This is a genomic window from Streptomyces tauricus, assembly GCF_014650955.1.
GTDB lineage: Bacteria > Actinomycetota > Actinomycetes > Streptomycetales > Streptomycetaceae > Streptomyces > Streptomyces tauricus.
The window spans coordinates 153,155-178,231 of record NZ_BMVY01000013.1; the positions used below are offsets into that span (position 1 = coordinate 153,155).

Sequence of the window (25,077 nt, forward strand, 5' to 3'; positions counted from 1 at the left end):
GGGCTGGTGGGTGCCGGACCGGCTGATCAGACGGAAGTGGGGGCACCCGGAGAAATCCGGGTGCCCCCACTTCGTGATCTCTGTCGCGTCAGCCCGCCGTGCCCTCCCTGCGTACCGACAGCAGGTCCTCCAGTTGTTCCTCGCGGGCCTGGGCTGCCACGAACAGGAGTTCGTCGCCGGCCTCCAGGGAGTCCTCGCGGGTCGGGGTGAGGACCCGGGTGCCGCGGATGATGGTGACCAGCGAGGTGTCCTCGGGCCAGGCCACGTCGCCGACCTGGGTACCGGCGAGCGCGGACTCCGGGGGAAGGGTCAGTTCGACGAGGTTGGCGTCGCCGTGGCTGAAGCGCAGCAGCCGGACCAGGTCGCCGACGCTCACCGCCTCCTCGACCAGGGCGGACATCAGGCGGGGGGTCGAGACGGCGACGTCCACGCCCCACGACTCGTTGAACAGCCACTCGTTCTTGGGGTTGTTGACGCGGGCGACGACCCGCGGGACCCCGTACTCGGTCTTCGCGAGCAGGGAGACGACGAGGTTGACCTTGTCGTCACCCGTGGCCGCGATCACCACGTTGCAGCGCTGGAGCGCCGCCTCGTCCAGGGACGTGATCTCACAGGCGTCGGCGAGCAGCCACTCCGCCATCGGGACGCGCTCGACCGAGATGGCGGTCGGCGCCTTGTCGATCAGCAGGATCTCGTGCCCGTTCTCCAGGAGCTCGCCCGCGATCGAGCGGCCCACGGCGCCGGCACCGGCAATGGCGACCCTCATCAGTGACCGCTCTCCTCTTCGGGGCCCTCGGCGAACGACGCCTCGACCTTCTCGATGTCGTCCGTGCGCATCATCACGTGCACCAGGTCGCCCTCCTGGAGAACCGTCTGCGAGGAGGGCAGCACCGCCTCACCCAGACGGGTGAGGAAGGCCACGCGTACCCCGGTGTCCTCCTGGAGGCGGCTGATCCGCTGGCCCACCCACGCCGTCGACGCGTGCACCTCGGCGAGCTGCACCCCGCCGGTGGGGTCGCGCCACAGCGGCTCGGCGCCCGACGGCAGCAGCCGGCGCAGCATCTGGTCGGCCGTCCAGCGGACGGTGGCGACGGTGGGGATGCCCAGGCGCTGGTACACCTCGGCGCGCCGCGGGTCGTAGATGCGCGCCGCCACGTTCTCGATGCCGAACATCTCGCGGGCCACCCGGGCGGCGATGATGTTCGAATTGTCGCCGCTGGAGACGGCGGCGAAGGCGCCCGCCTCCTCGATGCCCGCCTCGCGCAGGGTGTCCTGGTCGAAACCGACGCCGGTCACACGACGGCCGCCGAAACCGGAGCCCAGTCGTCGGAAGGCGGTGGGGTCCTGGTCGATCACGGCGACCGTGTGCCCCTGTTGCTCCAGGGTCTGGGCGAGAGCGGAACCCACTCTGCCGCAGCCCATGATGACGATGTGCACGACCGTCCTTCCGGTGTGAAAAGTTACTGCTCAGGCTGAAACAGGGTCTCAGACCGACGCCCAAGCTACACACGCGCGGTCCGTCGGCGGCACCCCCGTGCAGATTGGCCCCGCACCGTGACGACGATCGGCTCGTCGGCGATCGGACGACCGGTCCACCGGTGATCAGCGGCGGCTGATGCTGCGCACACTGACGAGTGCCAGGATGCCCAGGCCGACAAGTCCGGCCGCGGCGCCGATGAGTTCGGCGGTGGCGCCGGCGAGTTCCGCGGTGGCGAGCATGGAACCTCCATGAATTGGCAAAGGGAAGCAAAGATTTGGCTTTTTTCATATAGGCACGGAGATTCGCCTGGCCAGCGATTACATAAGCGAGCGCACACCGGATTTCACTCGTAGAGCAGATCCCGGTCACCGATCCCGCCGATCAGGCGTCCCGGCGGGCGGGGGAGGGTGGGCGAGGCCGTGTTCGAGCGCTTACGATCCTCACCGTGTCCAAACTGACCGACGTGCCCAAACGGATCCTGATCGGGCGCGCACTGCGCAGTGACCGGCTCGGAGAAACTCTCCTGCCGAAGCGCATCGCACTCCCCGTTTTCGCTTCCGACCCGCTCTCCTCCGTGGCGTACGCGCCGGGAGAAGTGCTGCTCGTCCTGTCCATCGCGGGCGTGTCGGCCTATCACTTCAGCCCCTGGATCGCCGTCGCGGTCGTCGTGCTGATGTTCACCGTCGTGGCCTCCTACCGGCAGAACGTGCACGCCTACCCCAGCGGTGGCGGCGACTACGAGGTGGCCAACACCAACCTCGGCCCCAAGGCCGGTCTCACCGTCGCCAGCGCGCTGCTCGTCGACTACGTCCTCACCGTCGCCGTGTCGATCGCGTCCGGCATCGAGAACCTCGGCTCGGCCATCCCCTTCGTCGTCGAACACAAGGTCTTCTGCGCGATCGCCGTGATCGTGCTGCTCACCCTGATGAACCTGCGCGGGGTCAAGGAGTCGGGGAAGCTCTTCGCGATCCCGACGTACGTGTTCGTGACCGGTGTCTTCCTGATGATCGCGTGGGGGGCGTTCCGCGGGATCGTCCTCGGCGACACCATGAAGGCGCCGACCGCCGACTTCACGATCAAGGCCGAGCACCAGGGCCTCGCGGGCTTCGCCCTCGTCTTCCTGTTGCTGCGCGCCTTCTCCTCCGGCTGTGCGGCGCTCACCGGCGTCGAGGCGATCAGCAACGGCGTGCCGGCCTTCCGCAAGCCCAAGTCCAAGAACGCGGCGACCACGCTCGCTGCGATGGGCCTGCTGGCCGTCACCATGTTCTGCGGCATCATCGCCCTCGCCATGGCGACGAACGTGCGCATGGCCGAGTACCCGGCGCACGACCTGCTGGAGAACGGCGTCGCGGTCGGCTCCGACTACGTCCAGAACCCGGTGATCTCCCAGGTCGCCGAGGCCGTGTTCGGCGACGGCAGCTTCCTGTTCATCGTGCTCGCCGCGGCCACCGCGCTCGTGCTCTTCCTGGCCGCGAACACCGCGTACAACGGCTTCCCGCTGCTCGGCTCGATCCTCGCCCAGGACCGGTACCTGCCGCGCCAGCTGCACACCCGCGGCGACCGGCTCGCCTTCTCGAACGGCATCGTGCTGCTGGCCGGCGCGGCCATCCTGCTGATCTGGATCTACGGCGCCGACTCCACCCGCCTCATCCAGCTCTACATCGTCGGCGTGTTCGTGTCCTTCACGCTGAGCCAGACCGGCATGGTCCGGCACTGGAACCGCCACCTGGCCACCGAGAAGGACCCGGTCAAGCGCCGCCACATGGTCCGCTCCCGGGCGATCAACGCGTTCGGCGCCTTCTTCACCGGCCTGGTCCTGGTCGTCGTCCTCGGTACCAAGTTCACGCACGGCGCCTGGGTCGCCCTGCTCGGCATGGTGATCTTCTACGCGACGATGTCCGCGATCCGGAAGCACTACGACCGCGTGGCCGAGGAGATCGCCGCGCCCGAGGGCCCCTCCGACGACAGCCTGCGCCCCTCCCGCGTCCACTCCGTGGTTCTGATCTCCAAGATCCACCGGCCGGCGCTGCGTGCCCTCGGCTATGCCAAGCTGATGCGCTCCGACACCCTGGAAGCGCTCAGCGTCAACGTCGACCCGGCCGAGACGAAGGTCCTGCGCGACGAGTGGGAGCGGCGCGGCTTCACCGTGCCGCTGAAGATCCTCGACTCGCCGTACCGCGAGATCACCCGGCCGGTCATCGAGTACGTGAAGGGACTGCGCCGAGAGTCCCCGCGCGACGTGGTGTCGGTGATCATCCCCGAGTACGTGGTCGGCCACTGGTACGAGCACCTGCTGCACAACCAGAGCGCGCTGCGGCTCAAGGGCCGGCTGCTGTTCACGCCGGGCGTGATGGTGACGTCCGTGCCCTATCAGCTGGAGTCCTCCGAGGTGGCCAAGAAGCGGGCCCGCAGGCGCTCGGAGTGGAACGCGCCGGGCTCGGTGCGGCGCGGTCCGGCGGAGCACCGCCCGAAGGAGCCGTCGGGGCCCAAGCGCTGAGGGCGGGACGAGTGTGGTGAGCGGTCGGGCGGCGTCCACGTAGACTGGTGGGCTGTGGTCCGGCCGCTCTGGCCGTTCGTTCCCCCCTTTCGCATCTGGAGTCACCCCGCCATGCAGGCAGAACCGAAGAAAACGCAGGCGGGGTCGCTCGTGGGGCAGGAGTACGAGGTCGAGGTCGGCCCCGTCGCGCACGGCGGGCACTGCGTCGCCCGCAACGACGCCGGCCAGGTCCTCTTCGTACGGCATGCGCTGCCCGGCGAGCGGGTCCTCGCGCGGGTGACGGACGGCGAGGAGGACTCGCGGTTCCTGCGCGCCGACGCGGTCGAGATCCGGGAAGCCTCCAAGGACCGGGTGGACGCCCCGTGCCCCTACGCCGGCCCCGGGCGCTGCGGCGGCTGCGACTGGCAGCACGCCAAGCCGGGTGCGCAGCGGCGGCTGAAGGGCGAGGTCATCGCCGAGCAGCTCCAGCGGCTCGCGGGCCTCACCCCGGAGGAGGCAGGCTGGGACGGCACGGTGATGCCGGCCGAGGGCGACAAACTGCCCCCCGGCGAGGTACCCGCCTGGCGTACGCGCGTGCAGTACGCGGTCGACGAGGACGGCAACGCCGGTCTGCGCCGCCACCGTTCGCACGAGGTCGAGCCCATCGAACACTGCATGATCGCCGCTCCCGGAGTCTCCGAGCTGGGCATCGAGAAGCACGACTGGTCCGGCATGGAGTCCGTCGAGGCGATCGCCGCGACCGGTTCGCAGGACCGCATGGTCATCCTCGAACCGAAGCCGGGCGCCCGGCTGCCCCTCGTCGAACTCGACAAGCCCGCCTCCGTCATGCGCGTCGAGGAGCACGACGGGGGGATCCACCGGGTCCACGGCCGCGCCTTCGTCCGCGAGCGGGCCGACGGCCGTACGCACCGGGTCGGCAGCGGCGGCTTCTGGCAGGTCCACCCGCAGGCGGCCGACACCCTGGTCAAGGCCGTCATGCAGGGCCTGCTGCCGCGCAAGGGCGACATGGCGCTCGACCTGTACTGCGGAGTCGGCCTCTTCGCCGGCGCCCTCGCCGACCGCATCGGCGACAAGGGCGCGGTCCTCGGCATCGAGTCCGGCAAGCGCGCGGTGGAGGACGCCCGGCACAACCTCGCCGCGTTCGACCGCGTCCGCATCGAGCAGGGCAAGGTCGAGGCGATCCTGCCGCGCACGGGGATCACCGAGGTCAACCTCGTCGTCCTGGACCCGCCGCGCGCCGGCGCCGGCAAGAAGACGGTCCAGCACCTGACGTCACTGGGCGCCCGCAAGATCGCGTACGTGGCCTGCGACCCGGCGGCGCTGGCGCGCGACCTGGCGTACTTCAAGGAGGGCGGGTACCGGGTGCGGACGCTGCGAGCGTTCGACCTGTTCCCGATGACGCACCATGTGGAGTGCGTGGCGATCCTCGAACCGGTGGCGAAGGGCGCCTGACCTGCGGTTTTGCGCGTGCGCGTTATGTGCGGTGTGGGCGTTACGGGCGATATCTTGACGCTGAAATGACGCTCGTGACGCTCATTTGACGCTCGTTCTGATGGGGTGTCAGGCGCATATTGGGCAGGTCAGGCGGCGTCAAGGCTGCGAGTGACGATGCAACGCCGAGGCTGGTGACGCTCAAAGCGGAGTCGCCAGGCCCTGCAGATCAGATGTTGCGGAAGAGACCAGCCACTCCGCTGACCTGCGGCAACGATCGACTACCTGCCTCTGACCTGGGGAAATGGCCTTTCGTTTGTGGTGTTCTCTACGTACCACGCGTCGTCCGAGGAGCCTCGCTTGATCCCGTATCACGCCACGGTTCATGTCCCACATGAGCTGGTTGAGCATATGTCCTGGCTCATCTACGCACGAAGGCGTGAACGCCGTTCGCGGTGGCGGAAGCTGGACTGTTTCCAGCAGGCCCTGCTCGCGCTGGTGCACCTGCGTAAGAACGAGACGCTGCCCGCCCTGACAGCCGGATTCGGCGTCTCGACCGCCACCGCTTGGCGGTACGTCGGCGAGACCCTGGACGTCCTCGCGGCGTGGGCGCCGGGCCTGCACGAGGCTCTGACCGGCCTGGGCGAGGGTGATCATGTGATCGTCGACGGCACTCTGACCCCTACCGACCGCATCGCCGCCGACGAGCCGTACCATGGCGAAGCGATCTCGGTGGTGTGGTCTGGGATTTCGCGTTCCCTCTGCGCAGGCGAGGTGTTGTCAGGGTAGCTGCGCTTCAGGCCGATCGAGCACACCGTCCGCAGGGGCGTTAGAGGGGGAATCGTGGCAAAGGTGACGCTGTCCGAGGCGCTGGCAGAACTCCGCGAAGAGCTGTACAAAGCCGCTGATACCGGTGGCAACGAGCAGTTCAGGTTCGAGGTCGAGCAGGCCGAGCTCTGTCTTGAGGTCGAGTTCCGCAAGGACGGCAACGGCAAGGTCAACGTCGAAGTCGGCGCCTTCGGCACCAAGGGTGCAGCGGAGGCCGGAGGTGGGGGTGGGAGCACGCAGAGGCAGACGCTGACGTTGACGCTGAACGTCCGCGACGAGGCCCTGGGCGGACAGCCCGCCCGCATCCGCCGGCACGAGACGCCTGGCGGGGAGCCGAGGGCTGATGTCCCGCCTGGCGGCGACGCCTGAGTAGTCACAAACGTGGAGGCGCGGGCGTAGCGGGAGAACGACAGTGGACGCGCAGAGAACGGCGTACATCAAGCCTGACCAGCCGGTGGGCGGGTCGGGTTCGGGGTATCTCATCGGGCCCCGGCTGGTGCTGACCGCGCTCCACGTCGTCCACGACGACGGTGTCCGCGCGTCCGGTGCGACCGTCTGGGTCGGGCATCCTCGCGCGGACTCCGGGCTTCGCAAATGCACCGCGACGGTCATCTGGCCAGCCCCGGACCTCGGCCCGGATGGCGCCGGGGTGCCGGACGTCGCGCTGCTGCTTCTGGACCAGGACGCCGACGAAGGCCACACGACGGCCGTGCCCTGGGGCCGGCCCCAGGGCGATGCTCCGCTGGCCTATGCCGGGATCGGGGTTCCGGCGTTTTCCACCCTCTCAGGCGGCGGCGTCCAGTACGAGAGCCTCCGCGGCGAACTCGCCCCCCTGACCACCGCCGGCAGACGCTGGGTCCTCGACTGTCGCGTCTGGCCCGCCGCCACACAGCAGAAGGAACGTCCTTGGGCCGGCGCCTCCGGCACCGCCATCTTCACCAACGGACACCTCGTCGGCGTCGCCGTCGAATACGGCACCGGCATGGGCGAACGACGCCTCACCGCCGAACCCGTCCACCTGCTCCTCACCGACCCAGGATTCACCACCCTGCTGACCGAGCACGGCTTCCCCAGCACCCGGAACACAGCCGACGACGTCACCGCCGACGAGGCGACCGCGACACGAAGCCGACACGCGTGGTCGGTGCTCGCTGAACAACGCAAGCTCGCTACGGCCGGCGTTCGGACCACTATCGGTGATGAGTCATCCGGCGGTCCGGTCGTGATCTCATTCGCCGATCGCCGCGAGCAACTCGCTGAGGCCCTGCGCGAGGCCGGTACTCGTGCTTCGGCTCTGTTGGTATCCGGCGAGTCGGGCATCGGAAAGAGTGCGCTGACGCTGTTGGCCGTCGCCGAGCTGGAAGCCGTAGACCCTGCCGGGTTCCAAGGGGTGGTGGTGAACTTCCGGAGTTTGCCGCAGTCCAGCTTGGAGCTCCGAGCCGCCCTTGGGATGTCGCTGGAGGACGTGCTCGCAGAGATGTCGGCACCGTCTCGGGTCTTGGTCATCGACGCGGCTGATGCTGCTCTGGAGCGGTCCGCTGGCCTCTTGAGCGATCTGGTGCTGGCAGCGGCTGCGGCCGGTGTTGGGCTCGTCGCGGTCACATCTGACGTGGCACTGGGTTACGTGCGGGAGCAGGTCGAGCTGGGGTTCGCGAAGTCCGTTTCGTCTTTCGAGATGTCGCCGCTCGGAGATGCGGATATCGCGGTCGTTTCGGGACATTTTCAGCTTCTGCGTGCAGTCCTGCGAGACCTGCCTGCGAACTCGCTGCTGCGCAGACCTGTCGTGCTGGACCTTCTGGCTCGGACCGGGACGGAGCCGGGCAGCGCGCTGGGTGAGTGGGAATGCCTTGATCTCGTGTGGAGCAGGGTTGTTCGCGGCGACGGACGGCCCGGTGTCGGATCGGCGGAGGCACGCGAACAGACACTGCTTGCGGTAGCCGCAGCGACCATGAAGCTGCCCGAGGGGCATCGGCCCTTCGCAGGCGTCGATGCCGCAGCAGTCGACGCGCTGCGCCGTGATCATCTGCTCGCGCCGGCGAGCCGGTACCGGAACCAGCCGGACTTCGCGCACGACGAAGTCCGGCGGTACGCGACCGCCATCCTTCTCGTCCGTAGTCAGAGCCCGACCGAGTTGCTGCAGGCAGCGGGGGCGCCCCGGTGGGCACTGTCGGCCGCCACACTTGCCTGCAAGGGGCTACTGAAAGCACCAGACACTCGACCCGTTCGGATGTTCATCGAACTGCGCTCACGCTTGCAGGTATTCGCGGCAGCGCACGGACCCCGGTGGTCTGACGTTCCGGTAGAGGCGGTTTTGGAGACGCCATTCGCGTACGAATGCCTAAAGTCCGCGTGCGAGGATAAGTCGGTCGACCTGGTGCTCGGCGACGTGGTTCGAGTTGTTCAGCAGAGGCATAAGGTCAACGGGCTGATCGACCATCTCATCACTAACCCTGTTGTCCAGATTCTTCTCGATGAAAAAAAGCCCTGGGATGTGTCGGAAGATTCGTTCGAACTGCTCGCGGACTGGCTGCAAGCTCTTTCCCTGGCAAACATTCCGGCCGGCGACGAGCTGCGAATCCGGCTTCGAGGCCGCCTCCTTGCCTACTGGAACTCGTTTCCTCTACGCAAAACCGGAGCGAACGTACCGTCCGGGCGAATCTTGCAACGCCGTCGACGCCGACGTGAGCTGGACTACCATCTGACGAGGGAGAATTTCGTCGAAACGTTGGCCCTGCTCGGTCCGGACATTGACGATGCCATCGAAGCGTGCCTTCGGGCCATCGCGGACGATGCACCAGCGTTCCTGGCTCCGGCCGCGGACGCGCCATTGAGTGCCCGAGCCTTGGCGCAGAAGGACCCGGAGCTATTGGCGGCGTTGATGATGGCCTACTACATCGACGACGAAACAAGCTGGCACCGAGATGAGGGTGTCCGAGGGCATCAGGGGCGCTGGAGAGGTTTCGGAGTACCTTTCTTCCAGTACTACTTCGGTGGGTTCTGGCAGCTATTCCAGGCAGCATCAGTGCCGACCTCGGTGCGGGTGTTGAATGGCATCCTTAATAGCGGTGCGCGGGCGCGCGTAGCAATGTTGTCGCGGCCTAGCCCGCCCTACGCATTTACTGATCCTTTTGATGGTGGCGGCGAGGGTGCCGATGGTGAGGCGGAGAATGGAGAGGGAGAAGACCGCGGTGCAATTCTGAATATTTATGGCACTTCCCGCTTGTATGTCGGCGACAGTCATGTTTGGAGCTGGTACCGGGGTACGTCGGTCGGCCCATATTCGGCGATGAGCGCGCTCCAGGCGATGGAGCGCCTTGCCGATATGTGGTTGAGTCAGGGCGTGTCACCAAAAAGGGTCGTTGAGGTACTCCTGTATGGCTGCGAGAACCTCGCGGTTCCGGGGATGCTATTTGGTCTGCTCGTGCGCCACATCGAGAAAGTCGGCGCCGAACTCGACCTGTTCCTCGCCGAACCGGTTGTGTGGGACTTGGAGTTCGGTCGCACGACGAGTGAGTATTCAGGGCTGCGTGCAATAACCGAAGGGCTCGCGAACCTCGAACGTCGCCGTTGGACACCGCGCGAGGTAGCCATGTGGCTTATAGTGCATGGTGGGCAGGTGCGTGTCCAGGATTTGAAGAAAATCGCCAAAAAGCTTGTCGAGAATGGCGACCGTCTTGGATTTAGCCAAGAGCTTACGAAGAACTGGGCTGCCAGTCTGGATTCGGATCGATACCGGGTTAAACAGCACGGCGATGCAGTCCACATCGAGCTCGAGCCGCCGCCTGAGCTGCGAGCCGCACAAGAAGCGCACACGGCTTACCAGGAAGCCCTGCAGGTCAGCACGCGGCTGAAGAACCGGTATTGGGGATCGGTCAAGCACGACACCGAGTACGTGCCGCCTCCATCGGCAGAGATCGCTGCGGATCTGGCGGCAGGCCGTGCCCTGCTGGGGTCCGACGGAGATCAAATGCCTCCCCGGGATTTGGACGCCGTTGCGCACGTCACTCGAGTAGCGATCGAACGAGCCGCTGCTGGTGATATGGAGGCGCTTGGCGACGAAGCGCAATTCGCAACCGAGCTTGTCATCGGCATCGCACTGTCGTTCCAGGAGACCGAGGGCCAACATCACGAGGGCCAGTTCTTCGATCTTGGCGCCGACCGAGCGGTGGCTCAAGCCGTGCCGGCGTTCCTCACACCCGCCCTGGCTGCACCGCTGGAAGCGGCTGGTGGCTCGATCGAAGATGTTGCCGAAGCCGGCCTTGCGATGGCAGGCAAGGCGCCTACGGAGACCCGGCTGTACCTGGCACGTGGATGCGATGTCGTCTGGAGGGGCCCATGCCACTTCAACCCTTGCATCCACCCGACCGCATTGAACTGGTTGCTTGAGACCGCCCGTGGCGCAGAAATCGGTCCGTGGGACCAAAGCGACCAAAGGCGGCCGAATGTCCAGATTGCTGGCGACGTGGCCGAACGCCTCCAGGAACTACCGGGTGACTCTGTCAGGATCGCGGTTCTCGATGCAGCCATTCGCGGCCTCGGCGCAGCCGCGTCGACAGACCACTGTTGCACTGACGAGGCAGCCGCGCTCCTCGCCGTGCTCCTCGACGTCGAGCGACGAGCCATGGTCGTGCAAGAGAGCGAGGGCTGGTCCGCGGACGACCGCGGGACGCACACCCTTGTCGCCGCACGGGCCCTGCTCGAAGGGTTCGCGAAGAACGGCGACATCAGACCGTTGCTCGAGCACCTCGATGTTCTTCGCGCAGGTGCACAGTTGATGTCGAATTTCCTCCACGGTCTTGCCGCGGCAGGTGCAGAGAACGACCGCTTGGCCGAGGCTGCCCGAGGTGTCTGGCCATCGTTGCTGCGCCATGCCATTGGCTATCTGAGTGATGACCCGAGCCCCTATCGCGACCACCACTGGGGGGACTGGGTCGCCGGTGCCCTACTGCCGGATCCTCTTCCTTGGGCGCAGGGGCTGTACAACGAGGTCGTCGGTGAACCCATTGACTGGGTCCGCGCTGACGACCTTGTTGAGGTGATTGACGATTGGCTGCCTGCCGCTCGAGGTGAGGTCAAGTCCGTCGACGCGCTTATCAGAATCCTGCGAAAGCTCCCGGAGGAAGTGCAAGTCACCCGCGGTGTGCCCTGGGTCTCTGACCTGTGCATTCAAGATGGGTGTGTCACGGTCAAGCAGTCGTGGTTTTCGGATAGCTGGCTCAAGGAAATTCGCACAACGGCCGAGGAGCTCGGTAAGTTGGATGAATGGCAGATGCTCGTCGACTCCTTGGTCGTCGCCGGCAACGAGGGACTGGCGCCGTACAGCAGGTGATGCCTCAGATTCCCTGCCCGTCCTCTCTTGAGTCTTCCGGATCTACAGCGAGTACCGACGGTGGATCTTAGTCAATGAACCTCTTTCATCCTGAATAGTTGCAGTTCAGCAGTGTGTGGACGGCAGCGGAGGTCCTTCCAGCCGGTGGGAGATGGTCGAAGTCGCCGCAGCCGTCGCCTGCGGCCACGGGTGAGCACGGACGCGACCCCAGAGGCACGCTGTGAGCGCGCGTTGCCGGGCGCGTGGTGTCCTTCACGGGGTGACGTGGCGAGATGTTGAGGTGCGGACGCCACCCGACGGCTGGTCTACGATATCCGGCGCCTGCGCCGACGCGCTGTACGGGCTCACCCCGTCCGCTCGCCGCCGCCTCGCGGTCTCTTTCGCGAACGTCTCCAGCCTCGTGCTTCGAGGGTGCATGTACACATAGCGGTCGGCGGCGAGTATCTGCACCGTGTTGATCTGGTCGACCACGGGCCGAGGGATGGTGCCGACGATGTTTTCCCTTCCCAGGGCCAGCAGATGGCGGGGAGTTATGGGCAGGACGATGGAGTGCGCGTCACCGAAAGCCATGTTGTATGACCAGGGTGTGCTGTCCGTACGAACGGACACTGCAGGGTTGTCGCCGACGAGGAACTGTCCCCGTTCGGGCGTCAAGACCTCCACGTGCCAGTTCGAGGCCATGGCGCGCACCTTGTTGAACATGCTCTCGATGCTGCTACGAAAGAGGACACCTGCCTCGTGCTCCTGGGTGACCTCGGACTGGGCCACGAGACGCTCGGCGAAAGCGTCCAGGCCGCCGACGCCGACCAGATGCAGCCCTGTGCGCTGCAACGCCAAACGGCGCAGAGGCTGTTGGCGCTGCTCGATGAGATTCTCGCGGACCCGCACGCGCATAGTCTCAAACGCGTTGGTGTATACGTCGCGATAGCGGTACGACCGCACGTAGTGCAGAACAATCAGGTCCCGCAGAGCGTCTTCGTGCAGGGGGTCAGCGAACAGCGTGCCAGCCTGCAGGGCCTCGAAGGCGGCCGGAGCACGGCGTTCCACGGAGTTCCACAAATCCTCGGCGGACTGAGAGTCGTAGGAGATGAAGAAGTCGGCCCAACCGCACGCCCGAGTGCTTTTCAGCTTGTTCGAGCGTTCCGGGTAGCGCACATCGACAGGACGTACCAGAGGGCCCCGACGATCCGGCGCTGTCGTGGTGAACTGCTTGAGTAGGACTTGAGAGACGAGGTGCTGCCGGGTTACTTGAGCTGCCTTCACTCGCTGGATTCTGCCAAGACCTCGGCGCACGGTGCCGAGAATTCTCAGCGCGGGCCGGCGAGTTGGGCGGTCAGGGCAATCGCTCGGAGACGTGGTGCAGTCGAACGCTTGCCGCCTTGAGGCCCACCACGAGGCAGCTGTTCTCGAGGCTGGTGTCGGAGCAGACGGGGCGGCGGCCCTTGACGAGTGCCGCGAGCACGTTGCCTGTGTGAGGCGTCAGAGTAGAGCACGGCCGACTGGCTCGCTCCCTCAACTGGGTCGAGCACTCTGTCAGTAGCGGCTGGCTGCCACGCTGAACGCATGGAGCGTGATGACGAGCGGTTGCTACGCCGCCGGGTCTACGGTGCCGACCATGAGCACCCTGGCACGTGACCCGATCGGCGCTATGCCGAACTTGTCGGGGGTCCGTTGGATGGTCTGCTGCTCGACATCACCGGCTGGACGCCGGAGAAAAGCGACCACAGCGTCGCTCTCGCTACCGAACTGGGGCATTTCGGTTCCGGCGGCCGCTTCCTGTACCGTCCGCGCCCCGGCGACCCAGGCCACTGGGACTGGACCGGTGACGCTCCCTGACTGATCGGAGTGGGTGGCGAGGAAGCGGACGAGTCTGCCGACGCGCTACGGCAGTTCGATCGGTCCGTAGCGCGCGTGCGGCTCCTGCCGCATCAGCGCGTCGTACCTGTCCGCCACCGAGAAGTGCCAGAACTCGGTTCCGTAGTTCGTGAAACCTGCGCCCTCCATTGCCTTGAGCAGCAGCGTGCGACGGTGGCGTGCCTGGTCGCTGAGGTTCGGGGCGTGCGTGAAGCACGCCCCGTCGCTCTCCTCTGGGGAGGCGTTGACGCGGGTTCCGAGGTCGAGTTCGTGGCCGTCCTGGTCGACGAGGGTCACGTCCACGGCCGCGCCCGCGGAGTGAGGCGCGATCTCCGGCGGCGACACGTACCGGCTGGCGGCCTGGTGCAGCTGCTCAGGCGTCCAGTCGGGGTGGACGGCGGCCAGCTCGTCGCGGTAGTCGGTGAAGTAGCACTGTTGGAGGGCCAGTGGCCGGTAGCCCTCGATGAACAGCAGGTCGGTTCCGGCGGGCAGGAGCGAGCGAGCGTGCTTCAGCCGGGCGAGGACGCCTTCACGTACGTGGGCGAACGCGCCCAGCGGGTCTCGCTTTCGGGTGTCGACGCGGAAGTCGTGGTCACGCACGTCGACGAGCGGCTCTCCGCACTCGCGCACCGGGATCGCAGCGACTCGCGGGTCGGACATCAACACCAGGTTCATCGGGTCTCCCTGTGACGGCGTGCACTGCGGTGGCGGGGCGGAGGCGGAAGCGGCGGCGGTCAGATCTGATTCGCACACGATCCGGGCGACGGTCTCCTGCAGCGTGCTGTCAGCCGGGACCACGGTCTCCAAACCGCCGGGGAGCAGATCCAGCTCGCGGTACCAGGAGGTGAGGTGGTTGTCGGTGACTTGCTCCAGGTACGAGGCGTCCGCTTTCGACGCGTGCCGGGCCAGAGTCTCTTCCAGAGGTACGTCGAGGTAGTAGCAGGCTGAGATGCCGCGGTGGTCCCTGACCAACGATGTGATCATGTGGCTGTAGCGGTCGGCGTAGAGGATTCCTTCGAGTACGACGTGAAAGCCGGCGTCCAGGGCGTGACGGGCGATCCTGCCCAGCAGGGCGATGTTGGCGCCGCCCGTGGTGTTGTGCTCGCGCAGCACATTTCGCCGGATCACGTCCTGGCCCACGATCGCGACACCCCGGCCGTAGTGGTCTCGCAGGCCCTGGGCCACGCTCGACTTGCCCGACGCCGAGTTTCCGCGGATCACTACGAGGCGGGTGTCGGGACGTCCGGCCGCTGTCGCAGCGGGCACGTGGCGGGGCGCGCTGGTCGGTGTGTCGGTCATGCGGGCCAGCCCGTCTCGCTGTACAGCTCGCCGTTCTGGATCTTCGCGATAGCCAGTCGGGTGTAGGGGACGAGATCGTCGGGAAGGGCGGTGGGGTCCCAGAATTTCCACTGGGTGCACTTGTCCGGCTCGCGCAGTTCCGGTTCGCCGCTCCAGGCGCGGGCGCGGAAGAACAGGCCCATGCGGGGCGGGTTCCTGGGCTTGCCGATGTGGTGGACGACGTGGACGAGTTCGACGTCCTTGCGCTCGATGTGCAGGCCGGCTTCCTCGCGTGCCTCCCTGATCAGGCAGGCGATGGCGTTCTCCTGTTCGCAGTGGCCGGCCAGGACGTGCCAGGTGGACGGCGCGAACGGGGAGTTGGGGTGGCGCAGCCCGAGCAGCACCGTCCCGTCGGGCCGCTCCAGATAGAGGTGGACGCCGATGATGTTGGGGACCGTGCCGTGCGGTGATGCCGGACTTTCCTCCTCGGGTTCGGGCCCGCTCTGCGTCGCCGGAAGGCTGATGGCGTGGTGCCGTACGAGGTCGCTAGTGGTGTCCGCGATGCGGAGGCGGTGAAGATCCGAGGGAGCGAACCAGGCGAGCATCACCCCTTCGGTCAAATGGAGTTCGTGCGGATCACCGTTCCAGCGGCCTGCGTAGATGGCGATGGGCACGGTCGCGCCGACGTCGTCGGTGGCGTGCTCGGTGCCGAACGGGGTGAGGTCGGCGAGGTCGAGGCCGGCTTCCTCGGCCAGTTCACGCCGGACGGTGTGTTCCAGGGTGGCGTCCTGAGGCTCGCGGCCGCCGCCCAGCAGGGACCACATGCCCGGCTCCCAGATCTGGCCGGGGAAGTAATCGCGAAGGTGGAGCAGGTACTCGCCGCGGTCGTTGTAGATCAGGGCCGAGGCGTTGGCCGTCTCCGGTTCGGCCCGGAGCGGGAGCTTGAGCAGCTTCTCGCGCAGGGCTGGAGAGGTCACCCGGTCCACGGGATGCCACTCGATGCCGCCGATCTCTTCCTCCTGCAGCACGACCGGCACTTCGGTGGCGGTGTGCAGACGGAAGAGGAACCGGAAGTCGAAGTGCTGGTGCTCGGGTTCGCCCTTACCCGGGTGGGCCTCGATGTTATGGATGTCGATGTCCAGCGGCGCAGTCTCGTAGCCGGGCCACGGCGTGACGGCCCGGGAAGGGATGCCGGTCTCCTCGGCCAGCTCCCGCAGCGCCGCCGCTGCCAAGGAGTCGTCGGTGGGTTCGGTGTGGCCGCCGGGGGCGAGTTCCTTCCCGCTGGCCAGGTGCAGCACGTGCAGGACGCGGCCGAGCTGATCGACGACGATCGCACTGCAGGTGACGTGACCGGTGAAGGTCGAGCGGCTGGCGATGTCCTCGCCGGTGCGGTCGAGGGCGTCCAGGAGGACGCCGAGCTGTTCGCGCTCGTGAGGGTGGCGAGCGAGGTAGGCATCGACGGTGGCGTGGATGTGGTGGTGCGACAACGACATGGGGACTACCTCAGAGGGGCGTGTAGCGGGAGGAGGCGAGACGGGGGTGGGTTCAGGTCAGCTCAGTCGCATCCCCTCCGCAGGGATCTCCTCGATAGCGGCGAGGGTTGCGGGTAGGTCCCACCGCTCTCGTGCCGTGTGCACGGCGAGTCGGGCTTGCCGGGCTCCGGGCGGGCCCCAGCCCAGCAGGGCGGCTGCCTGGGCGGGGGCGGGGACGGGGGAGCAGGCGGGCGAAGGGGTGTCCGATGGCCGATGAGGTCGTCACGGCATTCCTTCCGGTGTCCGTCGGACAGTTGAAGCATGGGGAGCAGGGAGGATCTGCAGCGGGCCGGTCCACTTGCCTGGCATAGCGGTGGCCTGACGCGGGCGAGGCGGTCAAGGGGTGTCGCCACTCATCCGACGCTGTAGTTTCCACAGAGTTCGGAACAGCCCCGGCTGCTGGGTGAGCTGGGCGTAGGTGCCCTCCTGGACGATTCGTCCCTCGTCCAGCACCACGATCCGGTCGGCGACGGCCACATTGGTGAGCCGGTGCGTGATCAGCAGAATGGATCGGTCCTTGGCCAGTTCGCGCAGGCCGGAGAAGATCCGGTGTTCCGCACGGGCGTCGAGGGCGGCCGTGGGTTCATCCATCACCAGCAGTGCTGCCTGCCTGTGGAAGGCGCGAGTGAGAACGAGGCGCTGCCACTGCCCGCCGGAGAGCTGCTGCCCGCCGAACCATTCGCTGGTCAGGAGAGTGTTCAGGCCGGAGCGGAGGCCCGGCAGTATCTCCGCGGCGCCGGATGCCTCGCACGCGGCGAGCAGCGCTGCATCGCTGGTGTCGCCCTGCCCGAACGTGATGTTGTCGCGCATCGTCAGCGGCAGGTACGTGAACTTCTGCGGCACCAGCGCGACATGCTCCCACGACCTCCATGGATCGAGGTCCGCCGTGGAGACGTGGTCCCAGGCCACGTCACCCTCGGTGGGCAGCAACAGACCGCATAGCAGGCGGGAGAGGGTGGACTTGCCGGAGCCGTTCTCCCCGACCAGCGCCACGATCTCGCCGCGCTTCACGTGAAGGGAGACCTCGCTCAAGCTGTCCTTGGGGGCGCCGTCGTAGCGGTAGGTGACGTTGCGGACCTCGAAGCGCTGCGGGGCGGCAGCCACCGTCTCGGTGCCACGGGAGTCGGCCATGGCCTGCCCGTGGGCGTTGTCGAGAAAGCCTTGCCAGTCCTGCACGTACCATCCGGTGCGCACCAGGCGGGCCCCGCCGTTGATGATGCCTCGCACCGAGCCGGTGGCGGTCTGGAGGGCGAAGACGGCGCCACCGCCCGCCGCCAGGCCCATCCGTCCCGACGCCAGGAGCCACAGGAGCGCCGCCCACACCGCAAGCGAGGCAACCCCGCCGGCCACGGCTCCGGCCAGACCCATCCAGGCCCCAGTGTTCGCGGCCTGGCGTTCGGCCGCGTTGATGGAGGCGGCCAGCTTTCGGTACCGGCCGATAAGGAAGGGACCGGCCAAACAGGCCCGCATCTCCTCGCTGGACTCCATGTAGGCCATGTGCCAGCGCAGCTTGCCCAGCATCCGGCGCCGCCCGGAGGTTTCCAGGCCGGCGAGGTAGATCACGCGGGCGGAGCGGACGTAGGCGGCGGCCTGCGGCAGGCACGCGAGGAAGAGAAGGGGAAGGAGCAGCGGATGCAGGACGGTCAGCACGGTGGCGCCGGCCGCGAGTGTCGCGGTGGCTGCGAGGACGTCCTGCGCTTCCTCGACCAGGTCCGGGGTGACCTGGGCGCCGCGGTCGGCGATGTCGTAGGCGTCGTTGTAGCCGGGCTTGTTGTTGGCGGCCAGCTCCGCGCCGAGCGCGGCCTCGACCATCGTCACTTCCGCGGCCCGACCGAGCACGGGGCGCAGTCGGCCGGTGAGCCAGACGACCGCGATCCCCAGCATCGCGCGCAGACCGGTGGCAGTGGCGATCACGGCCAGCTGCGGGGCGGCATCCCACAGCCTCTTGGTGATGTCGCCCGCGGAGATCAGCGCGGTGATCGTGCCCGTGACCGCCAGGAGGCCAAGAGCTGCGAGGACGCCTGTCCCGACCTGACACACCAGCAGCCCGATGGTCGCGCCGCGGTCCACATGCCAGGCCATCTGTACCGAGCGCCGCACGAGCGAGGGCAGGCGGCGCGCCATGGTGCGGGAGGTCAGCTGGGAGCCGGCCTGGAGGCGTGACTCGTCGCGGTAGAGGTATTCCTCCTCTCGAACAGTGGCCTCCTGCGGTTCGTCGTCCGGCGTGGTCCCTTTCGGTGGTCGCGGCGGCTGGTCTTGTGTAACGGCCGAGGTCATCGTTCCCCCTGGGACGGTCACTGTGGCAGAGTCGTGAGGTCTAACGACACGGCTGCGATATCGAACACACGTCATTCGGTCGTGCTGGAAAGCCCGCTATTGCCTGCGTCAGGGAACCCTGCAGGCGCGGGATCCCTGACGGGACTTGGAGCAGCTCCGGGCGGGAAATGGCCGAAACGCCGACACCGCCGCGCGGCGTGGACAATCCGGCAGCTTCTCCCGGTCGTCCGCTCCTAACGGGGTTCCGGTTCGGTCTTCAGCAGTCTTTCCAGCTCTGCGGAGGCGTGGATGACCGCGCCCTTCAGCGCCTGGTGGTGGTGGGCGGGCAGGACGCCGGATTCCAGTCCGGCTGCGGCGATCACCGCGTGGAGCGCGTGGGCCGAACCGGTGTCCAGGGTGGACGCGGCGATGGGATGGTGCAGTACGTCGCGGGCGGCGTAGGCGTCGAGCCGGGCCACCTCGGTGATGGTTTTAGGCAGCGTGTCCGCGCACTGCCCGTCGGGGTCCAGTTCGAGGGTGGCCAGGCCCGCCCGGGTCTGGAACACGGCGGTCGACGGATCGGGAGGGGCGCAGAGCAGTGCGGCTTTGTTCAGGGTGTGTTTGAGGTCGGCCCGCGCAACCGGTACGCCGACGGGACGGCAGTGGGCGCGCAGGAGCAGGCCGATGGCGGTCTCCCAGGGTTCCGTGGGCTGGGTGGTGTCGATCAGGTCGAGGGCCTGCTGGCTTCGTCCTTGTTCCATCAGGGCCATGATTTTGATTTGCCGGCCGTCGAGGAGCCGGTTGCCGATGCCGCGGTGCTGGGCCATGGCTTCGGCAGCTTCGGTCCACCGGCCGATGCGTGCGAGGGCGCGGGCACCGTCGACGAGCAGGGTGACCCACAGCTCCTGGCACACCTGCCGGTGATCGGCCTCGGTGCTGGTCAGCGAGGACAGGTCGACGGTGCGACCGTCGATCTCGGTCTTTCCTCGTTGACGGGCGGCGTGGTTGAGGCGGTTGAGGAGGTCATAGGCGGCCTCGCCTTGGCCGTCGCGTGTCAGTAGCCGGGAGAGGTTGACCAGTGGCATCAGCGACATGACGCCGATAGGTCCGCTCATGCGTCCGGCGTCGGCGAAGACCTGGTGCTGGCGCCAGCACAGGTCGGTGGCCAGGTCGGGCAGGCCGACGTCGGAGGCGATGAGTGCGGCGTAGTTGAGGATGCTGCAGGTGCGGGCCACCAGGTCATGGTGGCCCGCACCTGCGGGTGCGACGGTCAGCCCGGTGAGGTGGTTGATGCGCTCTTCCAAGGGGAGCGCGGGCGCCTTGGTGCGGCGGACCAGGGGGATGCGGCTGGCTATCGCGGGGATCATCGGCTCAGCCCTTGCGCGCCCAGTCGACGGCGAGTCGGCTGTAGGGCTTGTCGACGACGAAGCGCGCCTCGTCGACCGGCAGCCGGTCACGGGAGTCGGCGACGGCCATCCGGAAGCCCGGCTCGGGAGCGTCGTTGCCGCCGCTGGCGTCCCAGGCGCGGATCTCGGTCACGACGCGCTCGGCGAGGTCGCCGCCGCCCTTGCCGTGGCCGATCACTCCGACCTCCCAATACCGGCCCTTCTCGTCCTCGCCCTCGCGGATGGTCAGGTAGGCCAGCGACCCGCCGTCGAGGGCGGCCATGGAGCCCCATCCGAAGTGCGGGGCGAAACCGGGGCGTTGGCCCGGCAGCCGGGACAGACCGTTGGGCAGTGCGCAGGCCAGATACAAGTAAAGCCACTCCCACGCCGAGCCCTGCCGGAACTTCACCCCGGTGTAGAGCTTGGTGTGCTCCTCGTTGAGAACCGTGCGCAGCGCTTCGCGGTCGACGTTCTGCTCGCTGAACGTCTCCAGGCGGACGTTGCCCTCGCCTGCCATGGGGATGAGGGTGTACACGTCGTCGCAGACGCCCTTGCGGAGCGGGACGAAGGTGGCCATCTCGCAGGAGACGGTCTTCCACGTGTCCCCGTCGCGTTCGAAGGCGAAGGAGCGGGAGATGCTGCCGCGGATGCGCATCGGCAGGACCAGGCGCCCGCCGGGGGCGAGCTGGTCGAGGACCTTGACCGGGACGTCTCCCGCGCCGACCGTGAACTGGATGCGGTCGTAGGGGGCGTGCTCGGGCAGCCCGGCCGCCCCGTCGGCCATCACCGCGGTGGCGTTCTGCACGCCGGCTTCGGCAAGGTTCTTGTTCGCGCGGGCGATGAGGTCCTCGTCGACGTCGAGGGTCCACACCTGCCCGCCGGGCGAGACGATCTGGCCGAGGAGGGCGGCGTTGTATCCGGTGGCGGCTCCGGCTTCCAGGACCTTGTGACCGGGCTGGGCGCCGATCTGTTCGAGTTGGGTGGCGACGACGGACGGCGCGGAGATGCAGGAGATCATCTCCCCGTGCTCGTCGTGCTTGATCGGGACCGCGTCCTCCTTGTACGCGCTCTCCAGGTCGACGCCGGGCAGGAAGGCGTGCCGGTCGGTGGTGTGGAACGCGTCGATGGTCGCCTGGCTGCGCAGGTGGCCGCTGTCGACGAGGCGCTGGGCGAGGGCTGCGCGCAGTTGGTCGGGGTCGTTCACGGGTGTCACGGTGGTCTCCAGCCGAGGGAAGTTAGGGTCCGCCGGGGCGGACTTGCGGGTAGCCACGTCGCCTTCTTCGGTGGAGAAGGAGACGTGACGGCCGAGCCACGCGGTGGCGGCCTGCGCGTCAACGGGTACGCCCGCGCGGTTGAACGCGAAGATGGCGTGATGGGCGAGGACGCCCCGGATTCCGCGTGTCAGTCGGCCGTCGGCGGCGAGCCGACGCAGGCGGCGGCCAGCGTCCTCGAACGCGGCGACGCGCTCGCCCCAGCCCACTTCCGGCTGCGGGCGCAGGGCGGCGTCCGCGTTCATCAGCCGCCGCATCGCGGAGACGGCCTTCTCCCGCGCGGCCCCCTGGGGCGGGTTGACGGGGGGCCGCGAAGAGGCCCACCGGGCGTACACGTCTCCGGCTTCGAACGGGTCCAGCCCGGCCTCGCGGATCATGGCGGACAGCAGCATCACGCTGCGCTCGCGGGCGCCGGGGGTACCGGTCTCGGCGAGCGCGGCCGGGCTGTCGGCGCAGAACACGTCGTGCGCGACCTCCATGCCTTCGGGGCCGCCGAAAGCATGGGTCTCCGGCTCGTAGATTCCGCCTGTCCAGCCGGTGATCACACGGTCGGCGAGGAGCTGGTCCAGCAGAGTGGTAGCGGGCTGTTCGGTGCGCAGGCGCACGCCGGCGTCCTTGCGTAGGAAGTGAAAACGGCGTCCGGAGAGCGCGGTGGCCAGGGCCCGTGTGGCCGTGTGGTGCGGGTCGGGGAAGGCCACGGAGGCGTGCCACCAGGAGGTGTCCGGTGGGATGCGCAGGTTCTCGTCGTCGAAGGTCATGGGCAGCGAACTCCTTGCGGGGCGGCAGGGTGGGGGTCAGGTGAGCAGGAGGGCACGGGTCCAGCCGGCGTTGCCGGTGTCGTGCAAGGCGAGTTGGGCTCCGGCGCGGCCTTCCAGGAAGCCAGGTTTGGGCAGGTGCTCCCAGTCAGCGGCCAGCCGGCGGTGCAGGTCTTGGACGATCGGCGTGAAGCGGGCGGGCGCGGGGCTGTCGGCGGCGACCGCGCGGGTGAGGGTCAGCAGCCCGGCCCAGCCGTGGCAGAGGGTCGAGTCGGTGATGCGGACGAGCTGCTGTGGGTCGGTCAGAATGGTCTCGACGGTGTCCTCGGCCGCTTGACGCCGGGTGGGATCGCCGAGGGCGAGCGCGGCGAGCTGTTGCGCCCGGGCGATGCCGGGCTGGCCGTAGCACCAGGACTGGCGGGCCGGTTGAGCCTCGGGTGGCTGGTCGATGCCCAGGTGGGCTGCGGTGAACCAGTAGTGGGTGCCGTGCCGGTCGAGCCAGATCGCGAACGTGCCGATGGCCTCCTCCTGGCCGGGGACGCTAACTCCGTCGCGCAGGGCGAGAGAGAGCACGGCCAGGGGCCCCGCGATCCCGTGGGCCATGCCGTTGTTGCCGTGCCCACCGGTCATCTCCGTCCCATCGGGGCCGGCCGCCGACCACCACCCCGGCAGCATTCGGCCGTCACCGCGGACGGGGCGGGCGAGTGCGACGAGGCAGGAGAGCACGTCGGGCAGCCGGGGCGCGATGGGGCGGGACAGCAGCAGCGCGGCGAGCCCGGTCAGACCGCGGATGAGGTCCCATTCGGCGAGATGGGGCAGCGCGCCGGCGGCCTGACGGCGGTGGACGTCAGCGAGCCGGGCGTCCACGACGCGGTCGACCGCCGCGCGGATGTCGTCACCGGCCCCGTGCGCGCGGGCCAGGACGAACTCCAGGGCGGGTGCGCCGTGGAAGAAGCTGGCGTTGCTGCCGGTGCTCACGCCCCGGGCGGTGGCCTGGGCGAGGTGTCGGCGGGCCGAGGCCAGGTCCCGGCGCTCGATGTCGAGTAAGGCCATCCCCAGGGCACCCTCGGACAGGTCCTGCGTACGGGGCACGGTCGTCGTCATGAGCGCCTGGCCAGAGGAACGACGATGCTGTGGGCCCGGCCGCCGATCCACCCGTCGGCGTCCGGCGGGGGCGCCTCGTGCAGGGTGGCGACACCGACAGGGCTGGCATCCAGGTGCGCGCGCAGCAGGTCCAGGTCGACGTCGCGGGTGAGGTCAAGAGCGAGGTGCTGGTCGTCCTCCGCCAGGAGCACCTGCTCCGGCACCCGGAACCGGGCCCGCCAGGCGTGGAGTTGGTCCGCCCACTCCTGCAGCGGCGCGGTGCGGACAGGCAGTATGCGACTGCGGATCTTCCACCGGGCGGTGGCGAGGATGCTGCGCCGGTAGGTGAGGGCCGGGGTGAAGGGCAGGGCCCAGGCCGCACCCCAGTCGAACCAGGTCACCTGCGGGGACACGGCCCGGCTGATCTCGCCGAGGAAACGGGCCATCGGCGGGGTGTAGTTGTTCCACAGGAAGTTGATCGCGGTGGGTGCCAGCAGCTCCAGCGACTTGCCCGTCGCGGTCTCCACCAGCTGGGGACGGCCGTCGGCGACGGTGACCGACAGGTCGGCGGGGAAGAGAACGTTCGGGTCGGGGCGCCGGAATTCGCCGACGCTGACAACACGGGGCAGGGCCTGCGGCGCGCGGGTGAGCAGGTCGGCCGGTACCCGACCGGCGTGGAAGGAGAGCTGCGCGAGTTCCGCATTCGGATCGACGGTGGGCAGGCTTGCGTACGCCGCCTCCGTGCCCGGCATCAGATGCCAGAACCGGCCGGTCATCGATCCTGCCGAGCGGGAGACAGTCAGCACGCGCAGCCGAAAGTCCCCACGGTTCAGAGCCGGGATGGAGAAGGCGTGGACCTGTGCAGCAAGTTCGAAGTGGGGTGCCAGATCGTGTGGTTTGTCGCCGGCCGCGGCTTCCAGTTCCTCGATCACCGCCCCGCTCAGCGCGACAGTGCGGCTGCCTTCGGCGGCAGCGGTGCCAGCCAGCTCCAGCAGCAGCCGATCGCGCCGGGACATCGGCCGGGGCGGTTCGCTCGCCATGAGGAAGCCGGTCGGGAAGCCCACGCCCAGGTCAGGATCCGTGGCCACGTCCACCGGCACCATGGAGTTCTCGCCGTAGAACTCGGTGAATCGCTCGATCCATCGCTGCCATGTCGGTGTTCCGGCCGGGTGGGTGACCAGGCGGGCCAGGACGGTCGCCGCGGTTTCTACTTCAGTCAGCACCTGCTCGGGCAGCCGCACATCGGCGTCCAGCCGAAGGTCGCACGCTGTCCGCAGGCCAGCTGCCTGAACGCACGCCGCGGGCGGCAAGACGTCCCTGGGGTCGGCGACGGTGGCGGGCGCACGCAGCGACGAGCGCAGCAACCGCACCCGCAGCAGTTCACCGAGTAACTGGCCGCGCGCGGTGTCACTCACGGAGGGGAACTCCGTGGCCAGCTTGTCGGACAACTGGCCGTACCCGATCGGCGATCGGGCCAGATCGAGGACGAGACGCAGCGCGGGGCTCAGAGCGAGGCGGAACTCGGCATCGCCCTCGGAGGGCACGTGGATGTGCTGGTCGCGCTGCTGGATCAGGGTGTTGACGCAGACCTCCGCGTTGGTCATGCGCGCAGCGTCGCTCTCCCAGTCGCTGAGCATCTCCTCGTGTCCGGCTGGCTCTGGGCGGGCCACGGCCTGGTGCTCGTCGCCGATGCGAACGGACGTGGTCTGGGCGAAGCCGAGCGGGGCAACACCGGCGAACAGACCGTAGGGGGTGGAGCGACGTGCGTAGCGGATCGCATAACGGGCGGTGGACAGCGCCGCCCGGCGCATCCGGCGCACCTTCGGCGTGCGGCCATCGGTGATGGCCTGTACCTGGTCCGCCAGATGGGGGCTCGCTTGCGACACGGTGTGGCAGAAATCGGTGTCGGACCACACCCTGCTCAGCCACGCGCGCCACTCCTCCACGGATGCCGTGCGCATCGGCCAAGGCGGCATGGCAGGTTCGGCTGTGTGGACCGCAGCGCGCAGCATGGCCTGCCCCGCCGCCTCGTACAGGCTGAGCCGTTGACGTGTCATCAGCATTTTCCTCATCTGCTGGGCGGGACGGGCCGGACGGG

General features: G+C 68.1%; 14 protein-coding genes and 2 pseudogenes. 6 read left to right on the forward strand and 10 right to left on the reverse strand.

Annotated elements, in window-relative coordinates; all coding sequences use genetic code 11:
- Positions 1–88 precede the first annotated feature (88 nt).
- Positions 89–766, reverse strand: coding sequence for a potassium channel family protein (locus IE278_RS21435; protein WP_189774658.1), 678 nt, complete (start codon positions 764–766; stop codon positions 89–91).
- Positions 766–1,437 (reverse strand): potassium channel family protein, encoded by a 672-nt coding sequence (locus IE278_RS21440; protein WP_189774659.1) that lies wholly within the window; start codon positions 1,435–1,437, stop codon positions 766–768. Before IE278_RS21440 ends, IE278_RS21435 begins: the two co-directional genes overlap by 1 nt.
- 488 nt (positions 1,438–1,925) lie before the next feature.
- Between IE278_RS21440 and IE278_RS21445 the strand changes: the two genes are divergently transcribed.
- The 5 genes and pseudogenes from IE278_RS21445 to IE278_RS21465 all read left to right on the forward strand — a co-directional run bounded on the left by IE278_RS21445 (position 1,926) and on the right by IE278_RS21465 (position 11,565).
- Entirely contained in the window at positions 1,926–3,977 is a 2,052-nt protein-coding gene (locus IE278_RS21445; protein ID WP_189774660.1) for an APC family permease, read from the forward strand.
- A 111-nt stretch (positions 3,978–4,088) separates the two neighbouring features.
- Positions 4,089–5,429 (forward strand): class I SAM-dependent RNA methyltransferase, encoded by a 1,341-nt coding sequence (locus IE278_RS21450; protein WP_189774661.1) that lies wholly within the window; start codon positions 4,089–4,091, stop codon positions 5,427–5,429.
- A 390-nt stretch (positions 5,430–5,819) separates the two neighbouring features.
- Positions 5,820–6,131 (forward strand): annotated as a pseudogene (locus IE278_RS21455) (helix-turn-helix domain-containing protein); the annotation flags it as partial.
- A gap of 129 nt (positions 6,132–6,260) precedes the next feature.
- Positions 6,261–6,605 (forward strand): trypco2 family protein, encoded by a 345-nt coding sequence (locus IE278_RS21460; RefSeq protein ID WP_189774663.1) that lies wholly within the window; start codon positions 6,261–6,263, stop codon positions 6,603–6,605.
- 43 nt (positions 6,606–6,648) lie between these two features.
- On the forward strand, positions 6,649–11,565 hold the full coding sequence (locus tag IE278_RS21465; RefSeq protein WP_189774664.1) for a S1 family peptidase: 4,917 nt from the start codon (positions 6,649–6,651) through the stop codon (positions 11,563–11,565).
- 252 nt (positions 11,566–11,817) lie between these two features.
- On the opposite strand, the gene IE278_RS21470 is transcribed toward IE278_RS21465, so the two are convergent.
- Positions 11,818–12,828, reverse strand: a complete 1,011-nt coding sequence (locus IE278_RS21470) for a DUF4238 domain-containing protein (RefSeq protein ID WP_189774665.1) — start codon at positions 12,826–12,828, stop codon at positions 11,818–11,820.
- A gap of 300 nt (positions 12,829–13,128) precedes the next feature.
- On the opposite strand from IE278_RS21470, the pseudogene IE278_RS42325 reads away from it, so the two are divergent.
- A pseudogene (locus IE278_RS42325) lies at positions 13,129–13,401 on the forward strand (hypothetical protein).
- A 45-nt stretch (positions 13,402–13,446) separates the two neighbouring features.
- On the opposite strand, the gene IE278_RS41965 reads toward IE278_RS42325, so the two are convergent.
- From IE278_RS41965 to IE278_RS21505, 7 genes are all read right to left on the reverse strand, one after another.
- A complete protein-coding gene (locus IE278_RS41965; protein ID WP_246570464.1) occupies positions 13,447–14,718 on the reverse strand; it encodes a M15 family metallopeptidase in 1,272 nt (423 codons plus the stop codon).
- A complete protein-coding gene (locus tag IE278_RS21480; protein ID WP_189774666.1) occupies positions 14,715–16,190 on the reverse strand; it encodes an NUDIX hydrolase in 1,476 nt (491 codons plus the stop codon). The genes IE278_RS41965 and IE278_RS21480 overlap by 4 nt, the downstream gene beginning before the upstream one ends.
- A gap of 375 nt (positions 16,191–16,565) precedes the next feature.
- Complete coding sequence (locus IE278_RS21485) at positions 16,566–18,506, reverse strand: ATP-binding cassette domain-containing protein (RefSeq protein WP_189774667.1); 1,941 nt, start codon at positions 18,504–18,506, stop codon at positions 16,566–16,568.
- A gap of 233 nt (positions 18,507–18,739) precedes the next feature.
- Entirely contained in the window at positions 18,740–19,852 is a 1,113-nt protein-coding gene (locus IE278_RS21490) for a hypothetical protein (protein WP_189774668.1), read from the reverse strand.
- 4 nt (positions 19,853–19,856) lie between these two features.
- Positions 19,857–21,899, reverse strand: coding sequence for a methyltransferase, FxLD system (fxlM, locus tag IE278_RS21495; protein WP_189774669.1), 2,043 nt, complete (start codon positions 21,897–21,899; stop codon positions 19,857–19,859).
- Between the two features lie 36 nt (positions 21,900–21,935).
- The gene (locus IE278_RS21500; protein ID WP_189774670.1) at positions 21,936–23,000 is read right to left on the reverse strand and encodes a lanthionine synthetase C family protein; all 1,065 of its coding nucleotides are present in this window, start codon (positions 22,998–23,000) and stop codon (positions 21,936–21,938) included.
- The gene (locus tag IE278_RS21505) at positions 22,997–25,036 is read right to left on the reverse strand and encodes a lantibiotic dehydratase family protein (protein ID WP_246570466.1); all 2,040 of its coding nucleotides are present in this window, start codon (positions 25,034–25,036) and stop codon (positions 22,997–22,999) included. Before IE278_RS21505 ends, IE278_RS21500 begins: the two co-directional genes overlap by 4 nt.
- Positions 25,037–25,077: the final 41 nt, after the last annotated feature.